This is a genomic window from Labilibaculum sp. DW002, assembly GCF_029029525.1.
Taxonomy (GTDB): domain Bacteria; phylum Bacteroidota; class Bacteroidia; order Bacteroidales; family Marinifilaceae; genus Paralabilibaculum; species Paralabilibaculum antarcticum.
The window spans coordinates 1-16,142 of sequence record NZ_JAKJSC010000013.1 but is presented as its reverse complement, the minus strand read 5'-3'; the positions used below and the strand labels follow the sequence as shown (position 1 = coordinate 16,142).

At 33.1% G+C, this 16,142-nt stretch carries 15 protein-coding genes; 6 read left to right on the top strand and 9 right to left on the bottom strand.

Annotation, left to right across the window (positions count from 1 at the left end):
• Nucleotides 1-436: 436 nt before the first annotated feature.
• Together L3049_RS21435 and dnaG are read right to left on the bottom strand one after the other, a co-directional pair.
• Nucleotides 437-961 (bottom strand): pyridoxamine 5'-phosphate oxidase family protein, encoded by a 525-nt coding sequence (locus tag L3049_RS21435; protein WP_275111889.1) that lies wholly within the window; start codon nucleotides 959-961, stop codon nucleotides 437-439.
• Between the two features lie 20 nt (nucleotides 962-981).
• A complete protein-coding gene (gene dnaG, locus L3049_RS21430) occupies nucleotides 982-2,937 on the bottom strand; it encodes a DNA primase (RefSeq protein ID WP_275111888.1) in 1,956 nt (651 codons plus the stop codon).
• Between the two features lie 225 nt (nucleotides 2,938-3,162).
• On the opposite strand from dnaG, the gene L3049_RS21425 reads away from it, so the two are divergent.
• Nucleotides 3,163-4,008 carry a hypothetical protein gene (locus L3049_RS21425; protein ID WP_275111887.1) on the top strand — a complete coding sequence of 282 codons (846 nt, stop codon included), beginning with the start codon at nucleotides 3,163-3,165 and terminating at the stop codon, nucleotides 4,006-4,008.
• Between the two features lie 48 nt (nucleotides 4,009-4,056).
• Here L3049_RS21425 and L3049_RS21420 read toward each other — a convergent pair whose 3' ends face one another.
• Both L3049_RS21420 and L3049_RS21415 read right to left on the bottom strand, forming a co-directional pair.
• Complete coding sequence (locus L3049_RS21420) at nucleotides 4,057-4,644, bottom strand: hypothetical protein (protein ID WP_275111886.1); 588 nt, start codon at nucleotides 4,642-4,644, stop codon at nucleotides 4,057-4,059.
• A gap of 68 nt (nucleotides 4,645-4,712) precedes the next feature.
• On the bottom strand, nucleotides 4,713-5,366 hold the full coding sequence (locus L3049_RS21415; RefSeq protein WP_275111885.1) for a hypothetical protein: 654 nt from the start codon (nucleotides 5,364-5,366) through the stop codon (nucleotides 4,713-4,715).
• A gap of 96 nt (nucleotides 5,367-5,462) precedes the next feature.
• On the opposite strand from L3049_RS21415, the gene L3049_RS21410 reads away from it, so the two are divergent.
• On the top strand, nucleotides 5,463-6,143 hold the full coding sequence (locus L3049_RS21410) for an SIR2 family NAD-dependent protein deacylase (RefSeq protein ID WP_275111884.1): 681 nt from the start codon (nucleotides 5,463-5,465) through the stop codon (nucleotides 6,141-6,143).
• A gap of 12 nt (nucleotides 6,144-6,155) precedes the next feature.
• Nucleotides 6,156-6,677 (top strand): hypothetical protein, encoded by a 522-nt coding sequence (locus L3049_RS21405; protein WP_275111883.1) that lies wholly within the window; start codon nucleotides 6,156-6,158, stop codon nucleotides 6,675-6,677.
• Between the two features lie 76 nt (nucleotides 6,678-6,753).
• Here L3049_RS21405 and L3049_RS21400 read toward each other — a convergent pair whose 3' ends face one another.
• Complete coding sequence (locus L3049_RS21400; RefSeq protein ID WP_275111882.1) at nucleotides 6,754-9,033, bottom strand: inorganic phosphate transporter; 2,280 nt, start codon at nucleotides 9,031-9,033, stop codon at nucleotides 6,754-6,756.
• A 98-nt stretch (nucleotides 9,034-9,131) separates the two neighbouring features.
• Nucleotides 9,132-9,506: a methylglyoxal synthase gene (locus L3049_RS21395; protein ID WP_275111881.1), complete on the bottom strand. Its 375-nt coding sequence runs from the start codon at nucleotides 9,504-9,506 to the stop codon at nucleotides 9,132-9,134.
• 232 nt (nucleotides 9,507-9,738) lie between these two features.
• Between L3049_RS21395 and L3049_RS21390 the strand changes: the two genes are divergently transcribed.
• Nucleotides 9,739-10,167 carry an SPOR domain-containing protein gene (locus L3049_RS21390; RefSeq protein WP_275111880.1) on the top strand — a complete coding sequence of 143 codons (429 nt, stop codon included), beginning with the start codon at nucleotides 9,739-9,741 and terminating at the stop codon, nucleotides 10,165-10,167.
• A gap of 19 nt (nucleotides 10,168-10,186) precedes the next feature.
• Entirely contained in the window at nucleotides 10,187-10,606 is a 420-nt protein-coding gene (locus tag L3049_RS21385) for an SPOR domain-containing protein (RefSeq protein ID WP_275111879.1), read from the top strand.
• On the opposite strand, the gene L3049_RS21380 is transcribed toward L3049_RS21385, so the two are convergent.
• From L3049_RS21380 to L3049_RS21370, 3 genes are all read right to left on the bottom strand, one after another.
• Nucleotides 10,592-11,197, bottom strand: a complete 606-nt coding sequence (locus tag L3049_RS21380) for a phosphatase PAP2 family protein (protein WP_275111878.1) — start codon at nucleotides 11,195-11,197, stop codon at nucleotides 10,592-10,594. The two genes, L3049_RS21385 and L3049_RS21380, sit on opposite strands and share 15 nt — an antisense overlap.
• Before the next feature lie 107 nt (nucleotides 11,198-11,304).
• Complete coding sequence (gene rpoN, locus L3049_RS21375) at nucleotides 11,305-12,759, bottom strand: RNA polymerase factor sigma-54 (RefSeq protein WP_275111877.1); 1,455 nt, start codon at nucleotides 12,757-12,759, stop codon at nucleotides 11,305-11,307.
• Between the two features lie 221 nt (nucleotides 12,760-12,980).
• Entirely contained in the window at nucleotides 12,981-15,746 is a 2,766-nt protein-coding gene (locus tag L3049_RS21370; protein WP_275111876.1) for a CHAT domain-containing protein, read from the bottom strand.
• A gap of 228 nt (nucleotides 15,747-15,974) precedes the next feature.
• On the opposite strand from L3049_RS21370, the gene L3049_RS21700 reads away from it, so the two are divergent.
• A complete protein-coding gene (locus L3049_RS21700) occupies nucleotides 15,975-16,103 on the top strand; it encodes a ComC/BlpC family leader-containing pheromone/bacteriocin (protein ID WP_425440826.1) in 129 nt (42 codons plus the stop codon).
• Nucleotides 16,104-16,142 lie beyond the last annotated feature (39 nt).

Here is a 16,142-nt window from a genome sequence, read left to right as displayed (position 1 = left end):
ACACTTAAACACCTAGTAACCTGATCAAAAAAAAATAAAATAAAAACAAAAAAATCAATACACAGACAAAATTCATCGCAAAGACTGCCAATTGAAGGCTAGAAACCCATGAATTTTCAAACTTGAAATAAAAAACAACTCCTAGTATAAATAAGGCTATTTGATGAAGTAGGGTGCTCAACTAATGGAATAAAATGGAAAAACAGGAGCGTTAAGGTCCCGATAACTATCGGGAGTAGTGAATACGCCACAGCGGTATTCAGAATTGGTAGGAAAAGAATAAAGATTGCTACTTTTGGGTATTAACTAGTCTATACTATATATAGAAGCGAGGAGTAATAATGGAAAGCCTAACCCGAAGAATGAGAGAAACGCCCAAACCGCTTTATATAAGGAGTAATAAAAAAGCCCTCTCGATTGAGAAGGCTTAGGATATCTATAAATCTTTCTTAGATTCTTTATTGTCTCGTTTTGTTTGCCAAGGAAAATTATTCCCGTGTGGGGCTCCGAATTCTTTTGCGGTAAGCTCTTCTGGCTTTAATCGATAAATTTCCACGTTTTTAACCGCTGGAGAATTGTATGTAAATTTCTTATCGGTATACTGCGCCATTGTAATATTTAAAGCATCAACCTTTTGATCGTAATCGGTAATGAACTCTATTTTTCCTCTAGCGACAACACTTTTTCCCTTCATGCGATAGCTACATGCAATATGAGCATCCTGAAAAGCCAATTCGGGTGGTGTACAAAAAGTAATACAAATTTCAGGATTTGCTTTCATGCAATCGATCAATTTCCCAAAATCGGCTCCGTGCAGATAAATATATCCATCGTGATAGCCAAAATTCATTGGTACAACGTAAGGTTTATTATCTGCATCGATAACTCCTATGTTACAGATATCACAGGAACGAATTATTTCTTCAATTTGCTCTTTACCCTCTATAAATACAGTTTTCATTTATGTCGATTTAAAATATTCTATGATATGGTTCTTCCGCCCAATTCTTTATCAATGGCATTTTTAATTTGATCCAAGACCATTTTTTGCTTCATTAGCTCCATCATTCGGTCAGAATCTTTTGTTTCTTGTGCTTTTTGCATTTCCTGCATAACTTCTTTCATTAACAAACGAACCTTCTTTCCTTTGTATTCGTTCACCAGTTTAGGCACGATTTCTTTTAATTTCATCTCTTCCGATTCGATGACACTTTCGTTTCTTGTCCATAAACCACTTAATTGATGTGGCTCACTTAAAATATCGGCAGCCAATTGACTTACTTTCTCATTGCTATGATCTCGAAAAAATGTCTTGGAATTAAAAGAAGCGTTCTTGAGGTTTTCGCTGTATTGATCAAAGACCAACTTGTATAAAGGATTAACCGACTCTAATTCGTCGCTCATTATTTCCGATATAATGTATTCTCCAACCAACATTTGTTCTTCCTTGCCTGCTTCGTCCTTATCGCTGAACAAAATTTCACCACCAAAATTTAGTAATGTTCGCACCAAAGCTCTCTCTTCGAGATCACATTCATTTGCCGAACGAAGAAAAGCTGAGCTTTCTGCAAATTGTTGTGGCGATTGATCTTCTGGAAGATTAGATCTCTGATCTTTTTTCCAAGTATCTTCTTTTACTTTATGGATTATTTTATTGATTTCGTTGTACAATACCGTTTCATCTACATTAAGAATACTGCTGCATTCGCGTACATAAACCGCTCGAACAATATTATCAGGTATAATAGCAATTGAACGCACAATATCTATAATAAGATTAGCTCGTTTAACCGGATCATTTTTAGCATCGGCTAAAAGTAAATTCGTTTTAAATACGATAAAGTCAGTTTCGTTCTTCTCTATATATTGTATCAGTTCGGAAGAACTCATCGTTCTTGAAAAAGAATCTGGATCTTCACCTTCCGGCAGAAGTAGCACTTTCACATTCAATTCCTGTTCCAAAACCAAATCGATTCCTCTAAGAGAGGCTTTTATCCCAGCAGGATCACCATCATAAATGATAGTCATATTATTGGTAAAGCGTTTTACTAATCGAACTTGATCGGCAGTAAGAGCTGTTCCCGAAGAAGCAACAACATTCTCGATACCCGCCTGATGAAAAGAAATGACATCGGTATAACCTTCAACCAAATAGCATTTATCATTCTGTACCATGCTTTTTTTAGCCTGATAGATACCATATAGAATACGACTCTTGTGATATACTTCAGACTCAGGAGAATTCAAATATTTAGCAGCCTTAGGATCTTTCTTTAAAATACGCCCTCCAAAACCAAGTGTTCTACCGGCAATTCCATGAATTGGAAAAATAACGCGTCCTTTAAAACGGTCAATTAAGCCTTTTTCCTTATCGATACTCAATCCTGTTTTAACAAGAAATTCTTTTTTATATCCTGCTTGTGTGGCACTATTCGAAAAAGCATTCCAATTATCAAGGCAAAAACCAACTTGGAATTTTTTGATTACATCCTCACGAAAACCACGCTGTTTCATATAACTCATTCCAACAGCAATACCTTCTTCGCTTTGGTAAAGGTTCTCAGTGAAATATTTTTGTGCAAAAGAGTTGACAATCATCATACTCTCTCTGTCGTTCTTTCTTTGTTCTTGCTCAGGAGACAGTTCTTCTTCAACGATATCGATATGATATTTTTTTCCAAGGTATTTTAAAGCACCTACATAATCCAAGTGCTCATGCTCCATTACAAAATTAACCGAGTTACCTCCCTTTCCACAACCAAAACACTTATAAATACCTTTGGCAGGTGATACTGTAAATGATGGTGTTTTCTCGTTATGGAATGGACACAAACCCAAAAAATTGACACCTCGTTTACGAAGTGTAACAAAATCGGAAACAACTTCGTCAATTTGAGCTGTATCAAAAATTCTTTGTACTGTTGATTGATCAATCATGAAACAAAAATAGAAAAGAAGTTTGATATAAATTAATAGATTTTCAGATTTTAAAAAATTGCTGATTTTTAAATTTGCAATCGGCACAGAATCACGACTTTCTAAGAGAATTTTAACATCAATTAGAACCCTCTCCAATTTTGAATGACATAATTAAATGACTAATTTCAATCTAATTTATTAATTACTCACGCAATCAGCTTATTGTGTGTAAAAGATAAAAAGATGTATAAAACAATATTAAGCATATTAGTTTCATTCTTGTGTTTGCAATCGTACGCACAAGCACAATTGCCAAGTGCTGCCGACTACAAGCAATTTTACAATACAAAAACTTTAGTTGTAATAGAAGGTAGTCCCCTTTCGGGATACAATTTTAAAATAAAAGAGCTCATAAAGAAAAACTGGCATTTAACTGACTATGCTTTTATTTCCTATGATGAGTTTAAAAAGAAGAAATCAGATCCAAATTATTCTTTCCTAATTACAAGTACTGTTACTTTTAATAAAGACAAAACCAATGCGAGGTATCATTTTTTAAGTTTGCTTTTGGGTGGACCTGCTAAAGACTTGGCAAGCATGACCGATTTGTGCTCGATTCCTCTTTCTTACCTTAATATTGATGAAGACCGCTATTTGTATAAAATGGGTTCTTTAATTCATTTTGTGCAAAATCATGTTGGTTTGGTAGTGCAGCATCCTGAAATTATCTCGAAAAATGTACTGAAATATTACAACAAGAACAATGTTAAAATAAAAGGCAAGACCTTATACTTACTGCAAGAAGAATTACAGAAGAATGCCAATTCCATTGCTAAAATCAGGAAAGTATATCCTGGAAAAGTAAAATTTGTAAGCGAAGATGAAATTGAAGAGGCAATTGCGAGTAAAAATAAGGATGTAGTTTTTCTTCATAAGGTTGGTCCAGAACAGACTAAACACAAAGCGAGGTGTTTTAAAGTTTTAATTGGTGCTGGCGATGGGAAGTTTTACTATTTCGATTACCATATGGTAAAAAAGAAACAGACAGATCATTTTTTATTGAGTGATTTTAGACGAATTGCGAATTAATATTGAACACAATAAGAGCCTACCTACTAGATAAGCTCTTATTTTAGTTTAACTCATTCCAATAAAAATATAACCAAAATACTCCCATTCATCATTATTATTCTTTTTATAAACCTCTATTTGCTCAGAATCACATTCCCAACCACAATAAGTATATATGTATATGATTGCGAATTGATGGTTTTTAAAAAATACCGGAGGAGAAGTTTGATAATAAGAAGGAGGTTGCGTTTTATAGTAGGGTCGATAGCGGTTTTTCCCTCTTTTATGCTTCCCTATTAATATATTTTCCTCTTTTATTTTTTTTCGATCCCACTTTATATGCGCTTGAGGAAAATCAATTTTACCATGAAGCTCAGTTATGTCATCTTTTGAGATTATACCTTCAATATCCACCTGAGATAATCCTTTATAAAGCTGATTAGAAAATGTAGCAAATTTCATTCGTTTTCTTATGTCTTCAATAATCCTTTCGCTTAATAGTATATTCCTATTCAAACCTTCACTCCTCATTTTCGAAACAGCTTGTAAAACTTGGTAATTATTATCCGATTGAGTAGCATCATTGTCCCCAAAACAGTTTATACTTGATAAAAAAATCGATATAATCACTACTATTATTCCTCTTCCTGACATAGCACTACATTTTCATTAAGATGATTAATTTAAAACTAACAAGAGACAAACAATATCTCTTTATGAAATTAGCTCATCCCTATCAATATTCCTCCAAAATATTCCCAACTGTCATTATCATCTGATTTTTTAAACATTTCTATTGCATCACAATATTCACCAAATTCATCACTACTGTATACATAGATGATTGAAAATTGATTGTATTTGAAAAATATTGGTAGTGATGTTTTATAATATGGCTGATTGCTCCTACTAAATATCTTCTTTTTAATTATTGAAATTTTTAATTTTTTTAAGCTCTTACGGTTCAATTTTGGAGGAGATTGAAGGGAGTTAATTTTCTCACGAATATCAATTAAATCATGTTCCGTTAGTAGTCCATTAATATCTACAGGATCAAAAGTATTGTAAAGTTGATTAGAAAAAGTTTTCATATTAATCCTTTTAAGTACAGTTTCTCTTACATACTCATCCATAACTATTTTTCTGTTCAATCTATATTCGATTCGACTAGAATAAGCCTGAAGTATTGCATAGGTTTCATTTAAACTATCAAATTTTGATTTTTGGGCAAAACAAGCAACGTTTGAAAAAATAATAAATACTAAGGCTATTGTAATTTTGTATTTGATTCTAGACATGTTACCCGTTTGTTTTGTTATTCCTGCATTGTTAGTTGAAAGATTTAATCCTGTAAAGGAATTTGTAAATCTTTTCATTCTTTACTTTATGAAAAAAAAGTAATGTCCTACTCAATTCTTTTTTAAACTGAAATTAATATTAAATTCTTAAATTGAATTGGTAAAATAATTTTTATGAAAAAATTGGTTGTATTAAGTGGAGCAGGTATGAGTGCTGAAAGTGGCATTCGCACTTTTCGCGATATGGGCGGACTTTGGAATGAATATGATGTGATGGAAGTTGCTAGTCCTACGGCATGGGCAAAAAATCCAAACTTGGTACATCAGTTTTACAATGAACGCAGAAAACAATTGTTCGAATGTGAGCCAAATAAAGGGCATAAATTAGTCGCCGAACTTGAAAAACACTACGATGTTGAAATAGTAACTCAAAATGTGGATGATCTGCACGAAAGAGCTGGGAGTACTAAAATACTGCACCTGCACGGAGAATTAAAGAAAGCCCGCAGTACAGTAGATTCCAATTTGATTTATGAATTGGACAAGTGGGAGCTAACTTTAAAGGATACTTGTGAAAAGGGTTCTCCATTGCGACCGCATATTGTATGGTTTGGAGAAAGTGTTCCTGCCATTAGTGAGGCCGCTGAAATTGTAGCCAAAGCTGATGTATTTCTTATCATCGGAACTTCTTTAAATGTTTATCCTGCTGCAGGATTAACGGATTACATTCCTGATGATACGCCCATTTATGTGATAGATCCTAATCAGCCAAATGTACAATCGAAGCAAAATATTACTTATATTAGGGAGACTGCAAGTGTTGGAATGGAAAAACTGTTCGAACTGCTACAATAAAACAATTGCATTATGAAAAGACAAACGCTATTAATAGTACTGGCAATATTCGTTTTGACTTCTTGTAATCATTACGAGTCGGAAGTGCCAATTACAAATTCAGACAATTCAATTATTGATTCAGATCTATTGGGACAATGGTATCTTTCATCAGACAATAAAGAAGATGATACTTCAGGATTTTTAGAAGTAATTCCTTTTAATAAGACGGAATACCTAGTTCAATTAAAAGAATTTGTTGACTCATCTGAACACATTGAATCCATCGTTAACATGCGCATGTTTTCATCAAAGATTAAAAAAGACACTTATTTAAACCTTCAATTTATCGGATCAGACGATGATAATAAATTTTTGATCTATCGTTTCAAATCAATATCAGGAAATAGATACAAACTCTATTTTTTATCAAAAGAGAAGTTCACCAAAAAGTTTACTAATCCAAAAAGTTTTGAAAGCTACATTGAACAAAATTCAAAGGAATTCGAAAAATCATTTGAAGTAGAAGGAATTCTTAAACGAAAAATAAAATAAGAAATTAGTTGAAAAGTAAAAAGGGTATCCAATTTGGATACCCTTTTTAAGTTGTTATATAAATGCAAGCTCTTGCCTACAAATCTTCATCTGTCTCTTCACCATTCATTGTGGTAAAATCACGAGAAGCTTTCAGAAGGTTACCTGAATAAAGTACAAGGTTTTTCGTTTCATTAATGATTCCTAAATAAAGAACCGAATTTCTTGTTCCTACTCTTTCAGCTTTAATTCTTCTAATTTGCTCTTTTCTGAACTTGCGTAAAGAAGTTAGCAAGTCTTTCTGCTTCGCAAAAGCTTTCTCAATTTGATCCAAGTCGTAATTGTTATCTTGTAACAGACGATTAATCGTTTTGAAGAAATCTTCCAACTTAGCTTGAATTGTATTCAACTCTTCAATTTGCTCTGGAACCAAAGATTTGTGATTGTTATCCACATAATCAAAAGCAGGCTCGGCAATAAAATTGATTGAGTGAGCAATTTCTCTTAAATAATCAAGTAATTGTACGTAAAATGGACCCGTAGTAATACTATCTTCTGCCAATTTTTGTACTACAAAAGGAACTTGATCTTTCAGAGCTTTTGCTTCCTTATCGAGCTTTCTCACTTTTTTAAGAGACTCTTTTAGATTCGTGCGTTCTTCGTAAGCTAATCCGGTAACAATTTTCCCATATACTTTAGGAATTTTTGTTGTTACAACAGCAACCGCATGTGTTAACTGTTCAAAAATTTCTCCTTTAATAATGATAGAAGCATCTTCTTCATCAGTATTCTCTTCGAGATCCGTAGCATTCGTTTTTTTCTTATGGAAGATATGAGAGCGAACAACAAAGAATATAGCAAGAGCCAACAGACCGAAAATTGCAATTGAACCGAACCAACTAATCAGGTTAGCGAAGATAAAGGCAACGGTAAAGGCACTTAATGCTGTGAAAAACCAACCTCCAATTACAGTAAGTACACCTGTGATTCGATAAACAGCAGAATCACGTCCCCAAGCTCTATCGGCCAGAGAAGTACCCATAGCAACCATAAAAGTAACGTAGGTTGTTGATAATGGTAATTTTAAAGACGTACCAATCGCAATCAGAATACTGGCAACAGTTAAGTTAACCGATGCACGAATCATATCAAATGCCGGCATATCTTTTTTATCGATTCCTGCAGGAGCTTCAGCTTTCTTAAAACGATTCTGAATTCCTGTTTTAACACTTGCAGGAAGTATATTCTTAAAAGTACTATTTGCTGATAGTGAGCGACGTACAATTAAACGTCCAAAGAAGGAAGAGCCGAAACGCTCGTCACCTTCGTTCTGGTTACTTAAGCTAAGTTCTGTTTCAGTTACTGTTCTCGCTTTTTTAGAGAACCAAAGTGTTACGGTCATTACAATACCTGCAATAAGCAGAAGGTAAGTCTCAGTATGAACTTTACCTGCTAACATATCCATAGTTAAGCCATAAGGGTCAGAAGAACCACTTGCTACAAATGCCTGGAAAGATTTGAAACCAGCTAAAGGAACACCAATAAAGTTAACCAAGTCGTTACCAGCAAAGGCCATAGCCAAAGCGAATGTTCCGATAAGTACAATAACTTTAAGAATATTTAATCGAACCAACCATACCAATAATTGCAGAAGAACAGTCCATCCAATAAAACAAGTCGCAATTATTAGGAAAGTATTTGACTTAATCCAGGTTAAAGTCTCTTTAGTAATAAAAGAAGAGCCTTTAGCTCCTTTAATCAGGATAAAGTAAGTAATTGCTGTAATAGCAAAACCACCAAAAATAGCTCCCAAATACTTAAATCGCTTATCGTATTTATAAGTAAAAATTAAACGCGTTATATACTGTACCAAGGCACCTGCAGTAAATGCTATGACCACACTTAAGAGGATACCTGTTATAATGGCGAGAGCCTTGGCTGAATTGATATAATTCCCTAATTCAAGAAGTGTTTCATCTGAATTCATAATTTTTACAATGGCAACAGCAACGGCTGCTCCAAGCAATTCGAATACAATAGAAACGGTGGTAGATGTCGGTAAACCAATCGTATTATAGAAATCCAAAAGAAGGATATCTGTTAACATCACCGCTACAAAAATAATCATGATCTCGGCAAAGTAGAACTGATCGGGGTGAAAGATACCTTTACGAGCCACTTCCATCATACCACTGGAAAAAGTAGCTCCAACAAGAATACCCAAACTGGCAATAATCAAAATTACCCAGCGTGGTGCAACCTTGGATCCGAATGCTGAATTCAGGAAATTTACAGCATCGTTACTCACCCCAACAATTAGGTCGGAGATAGCAAGTGCGAATAGCACAACAACAATAATCAAATAAAAATTATCCATGTTATTAAGTTCGTAAATTCTTCGCAAACATACTAACACATGGAGAGCCTAATATTTCACAAATATTATTTTTGTGTTAATTTAACGTTAACACGATATTACAATTCCGATTTATTGAGTTTAACAAGAAAATCAGCCGTTGCAAGATTCAATGCAATTGGTACATTATTTAATACTGCTGTTCGAATCAAAGTTTGAATGTCATGCTCATGTCCATGAGGTGTCTCTACGTCAATTAAGAAAATTATTTCATCAACTTTACCTTCCAGTATTTGAGCTGCCAAAAGTATGTCTCCTCCGTTCGGTCCATGACCAAATCCCTCAACTTCAAGATCTAAAACAGAATTTAATAGTTTTGATGTATTTGTTGTACCTATTAATCTATGCTTCTTCAGTTCATCCATATGGCGCTTAACCCAGGCCAACATCTCACTTTTTTTTTCGTTGTGAGCAACCAACGCAATAGTCTTCATATATTTATTTTTTAATTGAATAGTATTTTAATATATTTCACAAGTTTATGATCTAAAATTATCTTTCGATTTTAATAATACCTACGTATATTACGTATTACTGATTTTTTCACAAATACAGTTAGATGATAGTGATATAGATCTTTTCATTATGATCTAACAAATAAACAAAGTATTATTGAAATCATTAATAAAATTGTAAATTTGTTAATATTATATTAATCTTACCGATATGAAAAACTATATTAGAATCGTATTTATAGCTTCACTAATTCTTTCGATTGGAGTATCTTCATGTAAAGAGGAGGCAAAAACTCCAGAAAAAAAAGAAGTAGCTACTAAAGTGAAAGCTAAAAAAGAAGTTGTGAAAGCAACACCAAAACCCAAACCAGCCCCTAAAAAGAAACTTGAGCCGGTAATAGAAAAGGTTCCAAACAAATATTTCTTAATTCTAGCTAGCTTTCAAGAACTGAAAAATGCCGAGCGTTTGCAGGAAAAATTAACGAAACAAGGATATGTTGCCGAAGTTCACAATGCATCAAATGGTTTTCATAGGGTTTCTTATAAAGCTTTCTCTGATCGCAAACTTGCTTTTCAAGAATTAAAGTCGGCACGTGCTTCGGAAGAAAACAAAGAAAACTGGCTATATATTAAACGATGATTTTCAAATCGAATTCGCAATGGTAAAATTTAACGTCTTCTTACTTCTTATTTTTCTTCTTTTTACTGGATGTAAAGATAAAAAGGTAGTAACTCCTGTTGAGAAAGGTAAAGTTGCTGAACAAACTGCAAAAAGATTAGTTCCGGAATTAACTCCAGCACCAAAAAAGCCGGATCCTAAATTAACAACAGAACAGATTGCTGCCAATAGAAATTCTTTGGATTATCACATTGTAGCAGCAAGCTATAATTATAAGAGTCAAGCTGAAAAATTCAAAAGCAGATTATACGAGAAAGGCTACCCTAGTATTGTACTTGAACAAAAAGGTAAATTTCGAGTTGTATTGCAGTCGTTCGCAAAAAAAGAACCCGCAATTAAAGAATTAGTAAGACTACGAAAAATAAATAAGCAACCAGATTTGTGGTTACTGCATCAGTAATAAGCAAGAAGCAACAGTTATCAAACCTAATATAAAACCTGCGTACACCTGAGATGGAGTATGCAGGTTTAATTTTAACCTAGCGTAAGCAATTAAGCCTGCGACTAGAATTCCTATCATAAAAATAAATTTTAAAGAGCTCGAATAAAGAAAGGAAAAACCGATAAGCATACCTATAAAACCACCTATTCCAGCCATATGCAAACTAATTTTCCACTTTAAGGATATTAAGCTTATTAATAAAATAGAAATAATTGCTGCCAATTGAAGGTTTGCAACTACTCTTGTGATTGGAAATTTCAGCAACATGTAATAACCCAATCCATAAAATAGCGTTGTAATTAATAAAGGAATTAAACGCTCGTTTCGTTTTTCCAAACCCATATCAGAAATCATATTCTGATTCTTTAACAGTGGCAAAATACTAATGGGTAATAATATTGTTGAAATCGCTACGATCAAATAAATTACCCGAATCAATACATGTGGTGTATAATCGAGATAAGTTCCTGAGTGAAAAATGACAAATACAGAAATTAATGGCATTAACATTGGATGAGCCAATCCGGAAATTATTCGGGCAAAATTCATAATTCTATAGTTCTTATATAAAAAAGAGTATCAAAATGAACTGATACCCATAAGAAAGGTGCAAAGATATTTTTCTTTGCACCAACTTATTTATTCTTCAACAGTATTTATAATTCTTTACGTAAGCGTGCAACAGGAATATTCAGCTGCTCGCGATACTTGGCCACAGTTCTTCGTGCAATAACGTAGGATTTTTCTTTAAGAATAGCTGCCAACTTATCATCGGTAAGTGGTTTACGCTTATCCTCATTATCAACACATTCTTGCAGGATATTTTTAATTTCTCTGGTCGAAACTTCTTCTCCGGAATCGGTTTGCATACCTTCTGAAAAGAAATATTTGAGTGAAAAAATACCAAAATGGGTTTGAATATATTTGGAATTAGACACACGCGAAATAGTCGATATATCTAATCCTGTGATTTCAGCAATATCTTTCAAAATCATTGGGCGTAACTTTCGCTCATCACCTTCCATAAAATACTCTCGCTGGAATTCAATTATCGCATTCATACTAACCAACAATGTATTTTGTCTTTGCTTTATAGCATCAATAAACCATTTAGCCGAATCCAGTTTTTGTTTCACAAACATCACCGCATCCTTTTGCTCCTTAGATTGATTCTCTTTATTATTTGAATAATCCTGCAACATTTCGGAATAAGAGCGACTAATATGCAAATCCGGAACATTACGTGAATTAAGGCTCAAATTCAACTCTCCATCTTGTTCTTCAAGAATAAAATCGGGGATAATGGTTGGTGACGGCTTCGACATTGGATTAACAAAAGCACCACCTGGTTTCGGGTTTAGTTTTAGAATTTCATCAACCGCACATTTAAAATCCTCGTCCTCCAAATTCAAACGTTTCTGAATTTTATCGTAATGTTTACGAGTAAATTCATCGAAATATTTTTTTAGGATAATATGTGCATTCTTCACATCAGGATTGTGAGATCCCTTACGTTTAATCTGTAGCAGCAAACACTCTTGAAGGTCGCGTGCACCAATACCCGCAGGGTCAAAGTCCTGAATAACATGTAGTATTTCAACCAACTCTTCGAAACTGGTATTAATGCCGGTAGAAAAAGCCAAATCGTCGACAATATTGTCAATATCGCGACGTAAATAGCCATCCTCATCAATATTACCAATTAGATATTCGGCCAAAGCAGCCTTTTCTGGGGCAAGAATTCTTAAACCCAATTGACTAATTAATTGTTCATGAAAAGTTGTCCCACCAGAGAATGGTATATCTTCGTGCTTATCGTCCTTAGAATAGTTTTGAGCAGACAATTTATACGATGGTGTATCATCATCATCGATATAATCCTCGAGAGAGAATTCCTCTTTATCCTTGTCTGAATCAGGACTTTCTTCCGCCTGATTATCATCGCGATAATCTTCTTCCGTATTTCCTTCATCCAAAACAGGATTTTCTTCCAATTCTTTTTTTATTCTTTCTTCGAGCTGTAGGGTTGGGAGCTCAAGAAGTTTAATCACCTGTATTTGTTGAGGTGATAACTTTTGTAATAATTTTTGTTGTAAACTCTGCTTAAGCATACTAAATCTGTTCTTTTTTAAGTTGAAGCAAGGTACATATTCTCATTAAAATCTACAACTACATAAATTATACCAAATTCATTATTACTTCTCCTTGTAATAAATAATACGTAGAATGAATTGTTAGGTTGGAAGAAAGCTAATTTGGACCAAACAAGTCCATGCTCTTTTCTTTCATTAGAGAATGAGGATATTAATAAATAGGAAGGTAAATTATTTATTTAAGCTGCTATTTTATTTTTAATTCTTCGGCGGAAAAAGAAAAAAGGAAGTAAAAGTCCAATGGTACCAAAGGCCAAATACATTATTGTATTTCTAAATCGATCATCGTAAAGAGGATCTACATCTCCCATTGTTACGTAACCAGACCAGAAATAAGGGTGAGATTTTAAAGCATCAGCAGTTTGCAGGTATTGCAATTTAGCCTCACGCAACGCTTCATCTTTCTTTAAACCACTAGCAAGTAGAGTATAAAAATTACTCATTAAATTAGATCCTGTTTTATCTTCTACGGTCCATAAAGTCATAATAACACTTGGACAACCAGCATAAAAGAATCCTCGAGCTAAACTCATTACTCCCTCTCCTTTTTGCAATTTACCATCGCCAGTATTACAAGCACTCAAGACAACCATTCTGGCATTAAAATTCATGTTGTAAATTTCATGCGTATTTAATAAACCATCTTGAATTGTATCGGAGTTTTGCGTAAAAACCAATTTGGAAAACATAGGGTTTTCATCATCAATAATGGTATGCATTGCCAAGTGCAATACATCGTATTCACTCGCATTTGCTTTAAAATTAGCTTCAGTAGCTAAATCATCTACAAATAAATCACCCGCAATTACTTTTGATATGTTATTTACTTCTTCTTTAACACCTGGTAAAGGATATAGCTTATCTCGATAAGCTCTTTCTGTTATTAAAATAGAATCATCTACATCATTATAGGAAGGCGCAAAGGCTAAAACCGATTTAGAAGATGAAAAACCATAATTACTCGACTCATTATTAAATCCTAGAGTTGCTGAATTATGGTAGCTAATGCTGTTATCTTTAATCAAATACTTTAGATTTCTATAATTCATTGATGTAGAATCAGCTTCCTCTTTTAAAAGAACACCAAAAGGAATGTAGGCCATTTTTCCATCTGGGACAATAAGTAGGTTTTTACCTGTAAGGATGCTGTCGTTCTCTCCTACCAAATATTTATACAATTGATGAGCAGATTGTGTGTACCTTTTGTAGTAATTTATACTTGCATCAGCAAAATCATTTGTTTTTAAAGCGTCACGGACTTCTTCTAAATGAAGATCAAAGCTATCTTTTACAATTTCTTGTCGTTGCAATTCGAAACTTTCTTTTGTAATTACAAAAGTAAAAAGAGCTGAATCGGAAATTGAATATTCAAGTAATAAATCATTCTCATTCATTCGATCCTGTAATTCTTCAAGCTCTATGGTTTTAGTATCGTATTTTAAAGCATAATATTCTGGATAATCTTCCTCGAACTGAAGCACCATTTGATCGTATTGCTCATTAAAATCGAAAAGTACATTTTGCCAACGTGTAATCGAATCTCTATTTGGAGCTTGTTTTCTTCTCTCCTCATGAACCATTTCTCGATACTTGGCTATACTCAACTTTAATTCTCTTTCCTGTTTCTGTAATTCTAAAGAAATGCCACCAAAACTTTTAGCATTCACATCATTTAAAGAAGACATTAAACTTGCCGCTTTCGATCGTTCAGAATATAGAAAAGCCTTTTCTTTATACTTAGCGTCTTTTGTTAGTTCATAAAGCTTAACTGCAATTTCTATTGCCCTATTAAATGTTTCCTTTTCATTTTTAGACAGAGCAAATTTGCTCTCTTCATCCTGATATCCAATTCTAATTTTATCGACAATATCTAAGCAAAGATCATAGGTTTGTAGGGAAAAATCTAAATCTCCAATGCTATTCGTTTTCTCATACAAACTAAAAAGTGCAACTGCTTTTGATTTTAAAATTTCCAGCGTAGATACTTGTGGATCAATTTCACTCATTATTGGATTAAAATAGATAGTACTATTGTTAAAATTTTCTAACTCTGAAATCAATGCCTTCTGATAATATTGTAATGCACTTAAATGATCTTTCTTTTTAAAATAATAATCTCCAAAATTTTCCAAACAAAGTGCAATACTGGGATGATTTTCTCCGAAATTTTTCTTGTAAACCTCTAAAGCCAAATTTAAATAAGGTAAAACTTTATCCTTTCTATCGAATTCATCTTGAAAAACAGCATAATTCAAATAGTAATCTCCCAATAAATAAAAATCACTACCATATAATTCCTCTACTTCAGAAATACTATTTTGAAAATACTTATCCGCTTCTTTATAATTTTTTAATTGCTTATAACAATTACCAATAAGGTTTTTTGTACTAGAGGCATTGTCAATATTTTGTTTTGTCTTGAGAGTTAAAGTTTCTAAAAGATATTTTAAAGCTTCTGAATAGTTGTATTTTTTATAAGCAACTACGGCAAGGTTATGTGTAATTTTTGCAAACCATTTTGACTCTCTCTGATTTTTTAAAAGTAATAAAGCTTTTTCGTAATGGTTTTGCGCTTTTACTAAGTTTTCATAATCATTAAATAGATTTCCCTTGTTCACGTAAATAGGAACTAATTTTTGTGAGTCCTCACCAAATACCTTTATGGTAAAACTTTCAGAAAGGTTATAATATTCTAAGGCTTTTTTTCGATCTCCAAACCGATTTAAAATAACACCATAATTCACATAGGTTCTGTAAATCATTGTATTATCAGACACATCGCCCTCTCTTATTGTATGAACTGCATTTTCGAAAGATTGAATTGCATATTGAAAATCACTCTTTCTTATAAAATTAGCAGCCCTACTAAACTGTTCTTTAAGTAAAGAATCTGCATCGATCTCTTGAGGTACAAATGACTCATTAAATGATAATCTAGAATTCATTTTTACACTTCCAATTGATAGAAATGGAAGAAAAAGAGAAAAAATAAAAATCTTTTTTATAAAATTTTTCGCGCGCATATAGTTTCTTATAAAAATCTCACTAGTAGTATTTTACAATACTCTAAAAAACTAATAAGGTTCTAAATATAGAGCATTTTTTTTATTTTTTCTTAAAAAAAAACGCTTTACAGGGTTACCTTTTAAAAAAAAGAGGAATAAAGGGGTGTAATCCAACAAAAAACTAAAATAAACAACATGAACAATTTTGAAATAATATCACAAGAAGAATTACAAAACATTAAAGGTGGTGAGAACGAAATGAATGACGTGTCTATGTGTGAAGACATTTTAGTTTAATGACCGAAAAGTGACCAACCCATAATTTCCTAAGAAACT